The sequence below is a fragment of the Streptomyces sp. NPDC051740 genome, assembly GCF_044453165.1.
Taxonomy (GTDB): domain Bacteria; phylum Actinomycetota; class Actinomycetes; order Streptomycetales; family Streptomycetaceae; genus Streptomyces; species Streptomyces atrovirens.
In genome coordinates this window covers 124255-130626 of record NZ_JBITCL010000021.1, presented here as the reverse complement: position 1 = coordinate 130626, position 6372 = coordinate 124255, and the positions used below count along the sequence as shown (strand labels likewise).

General features: G+C 70.5%; 7 protein-coding genes and 1 pseudogene. 5 read left to right on the top strand and 3 right to left on the bottom strand.

What is annotated here, in order from left to right:
- From ACIA6T_RS28800 to ACIA6T_RS28790, 3 genes are all read right to left on the bottom strand, one after another.
- Positions 1 to 783: FAD-dependent oxidoreductase (locus ACIA6T_RS28800; RefSeq protein WP_399449406.1), on the bottom strand; the 783-nt coding region annotated here is incomplete at its 3' end.
- 39 nt (positions 784 to 822) lie between these two features.
- A complete protein-coding gene (locus tag ACIA6T_RS28795) occupies positions 823 to 1254 on the bottom strand; it encodes an SgcJ/EcaC family oxidoreductase (protein ID WP_399449405.1) in 432 nt (143 codons plus the stop codon).
- Between the two features lie 47 nt (positions 1255 to 1301).
- Positions 1302 to 2483 (bottom strand): acyl-CoA dehydrogenase family protein, encoded by a 1182-nt coding sequence (locus ACIA6T_RS28790; RefSeq protein WP_399449404.1) that lies wholly within the window; start codon positions 2481 to 2483, stop codon positions 1302 to 1304.
- Positions 2484 to 2682: 199 nt separating this feature from the next.
- On the opposite strand from ACIA6T_RS28790, the gene ACIA6T_RS28785 reads away from it, so the two are divergent.
- The 5 genes and pseudogenes from ACIA6T_RS28785 (at position 2683) to ACIA6T_RS28765 (ending at position 6312) form a co-directional block, all read left to right on the top strand.
- Positions 2683 to 4266, top strand: coding sequence for a 4-hydroxyphenylacetate 3-hydroxylase family protein (locus tag ACIA6T_RS28785; RefSeq protein WP_399449402.1), 1584 nt, complete (start codon positions 2683 to 2685; stop codon positions 4264 to 4266).
- 207 nt (positions 4267 to 4473) lie between these two features.
- On the top strand, positions 4474 to 4725 hold the full coding sequence (locus ACIA6T_RS28780; RefSeq protein WP_085576340.1) for a type II toxin-antitoxin system VapB family antitoxin: 252 nt from the start codon (positions 4474 to 4476) through the stop codon (positions 4723 to 4725).
- On the top strand, positions 4722 to 5138 hold the full coding sequence (locus ACIA6T_RS28775) for a PIN domain nuclease (RefSeq protein ID WP_399449401.1): 417 nt from the start codon (positions 4722 to 4724) through the stop codon (positions 5136 to 5138). The genes ACIA6T_RS28780 and ACIA6T_RS28775 overlap by 4 nt, the downstream gene beginning before the upstream one ends.
- A 477-nt stretch (positions 5139 to 5615) precedes the next feature.
- Positions 5616 to 5708 (top strand): annotated as a pseudogene (locus ACIA6T_RS28770) (transcriptional regulator); the annotation flags it as partial.
- A gap of 13 nt (positions 5709 to 5721) precedes the next feature.
- Entirely contained in the window at positions 5722 to 6312 is a 591-nt protein-coding gene (locus tag ACIA6T_RS28765) for an HD family hydrolase (RefSeq protein ID WP_399449400.1), read from the top strand.
- Positions 6313 to 6372: the final 60 nt, after the last annotated feature.

Below are 6372 nucleotides of genomic sequence, written 5' to 3'. Positions count from 1 at the left end.
GGCGGGTGCGCTGTCGCCCAGTACGCCGGTCAGGGACACCACGACCAGACCGTCCTCGATGCGGGACAGGAACGCCCCGCGCCGGTGGGTCGGCGAGGTGACCGGGTTGATCGACAGGTCGCCGTCCAGGACCGACTCGTCGCGCAGCCGGAACAGGCGGGTCGTGTAGCTGAGGTCGATCCGGATCCGGTCCTCCTCGGGGCGTCCGTAGCCCAGCTCCTCCAGCCACACCGGGGTGCGGGAGGCGCGGCCGGTGGCGTCGACCACCAGGTCGGCGGTGAGCGTGCGCTCCGTCGAGTCCGCGTCATGGCCCTGCACCCGTACGCCGGTCACGTTCGCGCCGGCCTCGTCGGTGACGAGGCCGGTGATGTCGTGGCGCTCCAGGAAGGTGATGTTCCCGAGTGCGGCGACGCGTGCGCGCACCCGGCTCTCCAGCAGCGGGCGGGTGGCCGACACGCAGACCAGCCCGGTGGCGCGGGGGCTGAGCCGCCGGCCGCCGAAGAACCAGCGCAGTTCGCCGAGGTCGCCGGTCGGGATGCCCGCGGCGACGGCCTCCTCGGTGAAGTCGGGGAAGAGCTCGTCGAGGACCTGCTGTCCACGGGCGAGCAGCCCGTGGACGTGCCGGCCCTGCGGAACGCCCCTGCGCGCCGTGGTGGACCCGCCGATGTCGTCGCGCTCGACGACCAGGACCTCGCCGTAGGAATCGGCGAGCACCCGTGCGGCCAGGAGCCCCGCCATGCTGCCGCCGAGCACCACCGCGCGGTCACCCCGTGCGCCGGCCATCGCTGTCACCTCTCTCTTCCGTGAAGGGGGCTGTCGCGCTCACGCGGCGTGCCGCGGGCTGTTCTGGTAGGCGCCGAGGAACCACCGGCCGTCCCGCTTGACGACGACCCAGGACGCGTGGACGGCACGCTCGGGCGCCGGCTCGGTCTCGCCCGGCGCGAGGATGCCGCCACGCGTGATCAGCACGCCCGCGCCCTCGTTGGCGAAGCGGATGTCGATCGGGGTGCCGGTGACGCGGGTGCCCTGGTAGGGGCCCGCGAAGGCGGCGGCGGCGAAGGCGCGGATGGCGTCGCGGCCCTTCTCGTACACGCCCGGCAGGATCAGGGTCCCGTCCGGGGTGAACACCTCGGCGAAGGCGTCGGCGTCGTAGGCGGCCCACGCCTCGACGATGCGCTGGGGGATGGAGGCGACGGCGGCCTTGTCCTCGTCGGAGATCTCGACGGCGGGGGCGGTGGTGGTCTGCGTGGTCATGAGTCTGCTCTCTCTGCTCTCTGTCGCGGAACGGCGTCGGAACGAGCTCAGATGTAGAGGGTGTTGGGCTGCTGGCCGCACAGGATGCGGCCGTACAGCTCGGCGTTGGTGTTCGGGTTCATCAGGGCGTGCAGGCTCATGGCCTGGATGTCGCGGGTGATCCGCTGGATCGGCACGTCCCGGTAGACGGACGAGCCGCCGGAGGCGGAGGCGAAGATGTCGACGGCCTCCTTGGCCAGGCGGACCGCGGCGCCCATGTCGGCGCGGGCGCGGGCCCGCTCCAGCACCGTCCACTCCTCGCCCGAGACGCCCTTGGAGTCGACGAGGTCGGCCAGGCGGTGCGCGTGGAACTCGGCCTGGTCGGCCTTGAGCACCGCCTCGGACACCTGGAGGTGCGTCAGGGGGGCCTCGGCCTGCTTGGCGTACCAGGTGTAGGTCAGGGTGCGGTCCGGGAGCCGCTCGAAGAAGACGTCCTGGGCGGCGCGGGCCAGGCCCACCGCGGTGCCGACCGAGGAGGCGGCGGCGACCGGCAGCAGCGGGGCCCGGTAGACCGGGGAGTCCGCGTTGAGCCGGGAGGCGTACTTGCCGGTCAGGACGGCCGGCAGCGGCAGCACGCGCTCCTGGGGGATGAACACGTCCTTGGCGACGGTGGAGACGCTGCCGGTGCCGCGCAGTCCGGAGGTGTCCCAGTCGTCGACGATCTCGAGCTGGTCCATGGGCACGAGCGCCATCAGCGGCAGGTGCTGGCCGTGCGCCATCTCCTGCGCGGCGATGACCTCCTGCCAGTGGGCGTGCCGGGCGCCGCTGACGAAGCTCCACCTGCCGTTGACGACGATGCCGCCCTCCACGGGGACGGCCTGCGCGGACGGGCTGAGCGTGCCGCAGACGCGCACGTCGGGGGTGGCGAAGACCTCGTCCTGGACGCTGTCGGGGAACAGGCACGTCATGAAGGTGGGGATCCAGTACACCGACGCCGTCCAGGCGGCGGCCCCGTCGCCGCGGGCCAGCTCGGTGGCCACGTCGACCAGGGTGCGGGTGTCGGCCTCGTAGCCGCCGTACCGCTTGGGCACCCGCAGCCTGAAGGCGCCGGCCCCGGCCAGCGCCTCGATCGTCTCGTCCTGGAGCCGTCCGTCGTCCTCGGCCTTCTGGGCGTTCTCGCGCAGCAGCGGCGCGACGTCGGCCGCGCGCCGGACAAGCTGCGCACGCGTGGGGATGTCGGCGGTGAGCATCGTGAAGTCCTCCCGGGACGTGACAGGTCGTACCACCAGGCGGTGCTGACCCGACCTCACACCGTGGCGGGCCGCCGGGGCACCTTCCGGATTGCGCTACCGCGCCCTGGCCGCGACTTCGGCACGTCGCCCGCGGACCGGTCCCAGTGCCGCACGGGGGAAGAAGCCCGGGGGCGTCGCGGCTGCCACGATGAGACGCATGACCGATCAGCAGGATGCCGCCGCTCACCCGGCGGACGGACCCCGGACGCGGCCGCTGACGGGCGAGGAGTACCTCGAGAGCCTGCGCGACGACCGCGAGGTCTTCCTCTACGGCGACCGGGTCAAGGACGTCACCGCGCACCCGGCGTTCGCCAACCCGGCGCGGATGACGGCCCGCCTCTACGACGCCCTGCACGACCCCGCCCACCGGGACGTGCTGACCACGCGCACGGACGGCGGGGCGGCGGCGGGCTACACGCACCGCTTCTTCACCACCCCGCGCTCCGCCGAGGACCTGGTCGCCGATCAACAGGCCATCGCGGCCTGGTCCCGGATGAGCTACGGCTGGATGGGCCGCAGCCCGGACTACAAGGCGGCGTTCCTCGGCACCCTGGGCGCCAACGCCGACTTCTACGCGCCCTTCGACGACAACGCGCGCCGCTGGTACCGCGAGTCGCAGGAGAAGGTCCTGTACTGGAACCACGCGATCGTGCACCCGCCCGTGGACCGCAACCTGCCGCCCGACAAGGTCTCCGACGTGTTCGTGCGCGTGGAGAAGGAGACCGACGCGGGCCTGGTGGTCAGCGGGGCCAAGGTGGTCGCCACCGGCTCGGCGCTGACCCACGCGAACTTCATCGCCCACCACGGACTGCCGGTGAAGGAGAAGAGGTTCGCCCTCATCGCCACCGTGCCCACCGGCGACAAGGGCGTGAAGCTGATCTGCCGGCCCTCCTACACAGCGACGTCCGCGGTGATGGGCAGCCCCTTCGACTACCCGCTCTCCTCCCGGCTCGACGAGAACGACACCATCCTCGTCCTGGACAAGGTCCTCGTCCCCTGGGAGAACGTGTTCGTCTACGGCGACACGGCCAAGGTCCAGATGTTCTCCGGGCAGTCCGGCTTCATGGAGCGCTTCACCTTCCACGGCTGCGTCCGCCTCGCGGTGAAGCTGGAGTTCATCGCCGGACTCCTCGCCAAGGCCCTGGAGATCACCGGCACCCAGGACTTCCGCGGCGTCCAGACCCGGCTGGGCGAGGTGCTCGCCTGGCGCAACCTGTTCTGGGGGCTGTCCGACGCGGCCGCCCGCAACCCGGTGAAGTGGCGCAACGGCGCGGTGCTGCCCAATCCGCAGTACGGCATGGCGTACCGGTGGTTCATGCAGGTCGGCTACCCGCGCGTCAAGGAGATCGTCCAGCAGGACGTGGCCAGCGGGCTGATCTACCTCAACTCCAGCGCCGAGGACTTCAAGAACCCGGAGATCCGCCCCTACCTCGACACCTACCTGCGCGGCTCCGGCGGCATCGGCGCCGAGGAGCGGGTCAAGGTGCTGAAACTGCTGTGGGACGCGGTGGGCACCGAGTTCGGCGGCCGGCACGAGCTGTACGAGCGCAACTACGCCGGCAACCACGAGGCGACCCGGGCCGAGCTGCTGTTCGCCCAGACCGCCTCCGGGCAGCTCGACGACTACAAGGCGTTCGCCGACCAGTGCCTGTCCGAGTACGACCTGGACGGCTGGACCGTCCCCGACCTCGTCTCCTTCGACCACCTGCGCGGATCCCTCCCCGGACTGCTCGGCGGCTGAATCCCCCGCGGCGCCGAGCGGGCGGCCGGGACCCCGGAAAGGGGTCCCGGCCGCTCCTTCTGCCGTCAGCGGCCGAGCAGGTCGGACAGCGAGAGCAGCGGGAAGTCGGCTGCCACCGAAGAGGGGCGTCCGTGTCGGCACCTCGATACCATTCATTAGTTCAAATTGATATCGTTGGTGTGTTGTCAGGCTGTGGAGGGATGGCTGATGGCCAGGACTGTGATTGATCTGGACGACGAGATCGTCGAGCAGGCGATGCGGGTGTACGGCGTGAAGACCAAGGCCGCCGCGGTACGGGCGGCCATGGAGGAGGGGGTGAAGCTGAGGTTGCGCCGGGAGCTGTTCGACGCCATCGACGAGGGGGAGTTCGAGGACGCGTTCGCGGAGATCCGCTCGCAGACCGGGCCACGTAACCCGGACGGTACGCTCAAGCGTGAGGGTGGGGCCTCGGCGGCGTGAAGGGGCGTTATCTCATCGACAAGTCGGCGCTGGCCCGTCGGGGCAAGGCGGCGGTGCGGGCGCGGCTGGATGTGCTGGACCACGACGGGCTCCTCGCGGTCTGCGCCCCGACGGAGTACGAGGTTCTGTACTCGGCACGCGGCAAGCCCGAAGCGCTGCGACTGCGTACCCTGCTCCGCGGCTTCGACCACCTGCCCTGCAACGATCAGGAGTTCGAGCGGGCGCTCGAGATCCAGGGCCTGGCGCTGAACGCCGGCTTCCACCGCGCGCTGTCGCTGGCCGACGTCCTCATCGCGGCAACCGCCGAACGGCACCGGGCCACGGTCCTGCACTACGACGGCGACTTCGACATGATCGCTTCGGTGAGCGGGCTGAAGGCCGAGTGGGTCGTGGAGCCCGGTACGGCCGACTGAGCCGACGTGTGCCGGTGCGGTCGGTGTTCTCATGCAGGGAAAACCTGCCACCGTGGCGGGCCCCGGCCAGTCCTTCACGGAAGGCGATGGCCGCGGTCCTGGTGCGCGTCGCCGCGCCCGGTTTCGTCAAGACGGGAGAGACGCGCACGCCGCCGTGCTCGGCGAGATGTGCGGTCGGGAGGCGATCTGCCGGATGCCCAGCCCTTCGGCGACCAACCGGACCGGCCCGCAGGTGATCACCACCATGCGCGACGAACGGAACACCAGCTTCAGACGTCCTTGATCTGTACGCGGTCACCGCACGGGTTCGACCAGTCGTCGCGATCCGAGACCGACATCAGCACGGGTGCCGGGACGCGAAGCGCCACCGCGACCACGAGAGCATCGATGGCCCTCCTTCGTGGTCAGCGGTCGAGCAGGTCGGACAGGAACGGGGCCAGTACGTTCCGGGAGATCTTGCAGTCCAGCAGTAGAGGGCTCCCCGTGATATTGGATGGCCGGGAGCTCCCCTCACAGGCACGGCGGGAGCTGGAGAGCATCCGGTACGCAATCCGCCTCGCCGAGGCGTGAGAGGAGTCCGACGGTGTCCGAGGATCTGACCGCTGTGGCGCGTTTCCTGTTCGAGGCCGGAACGCTCAAGCACACCAAGCGCACCGGATGGTGGATGGCCGGCGTCAAGGATCCGGAGTCGGTCGCCGATCACTCCTGGCGTACCGCCCTCATCGCCACGATCATCGCCAAACTCGAAGGCGCCGACCCCGCACAGGCCGCTTTCCTAGCCGTCTGGCACGACACCGGAGAGACCCGCACCGGTGACATCAACCACCTCGGGAAGAAGTACACCAACGGCGAGGCCGATGCCCGGGACATCACCGCCGATCAGGTTGCCGGCATGCCGGAGATCCTCGCCGGTGCCCTGTGCGACCTGATCGCCGAGTACGAGGGGAAGGGGTCCCCGGAAGCCGTCTGCGCACGTGACGCCGACAAACTGGAGTGCATGATCCAGGGCATCGAGTACCGGGACCAGGGCTACGCCAACGCCCAGCGCTGGATCGACAACAGCCGGGGCCGGATCGTCACCGAGAGCGGTCAGGCCCTGGCGGACGCGGTCCTCGGAACAGGATCGCTCGACTGGCTCCGCGCCGCACTCGGTGAGAAGCAGCCACACGACTGATCGACACCGCCCATGCCTGCCCGGTCGGAATGGTTCACCTCGGCTGGACCCTCCTTTGTG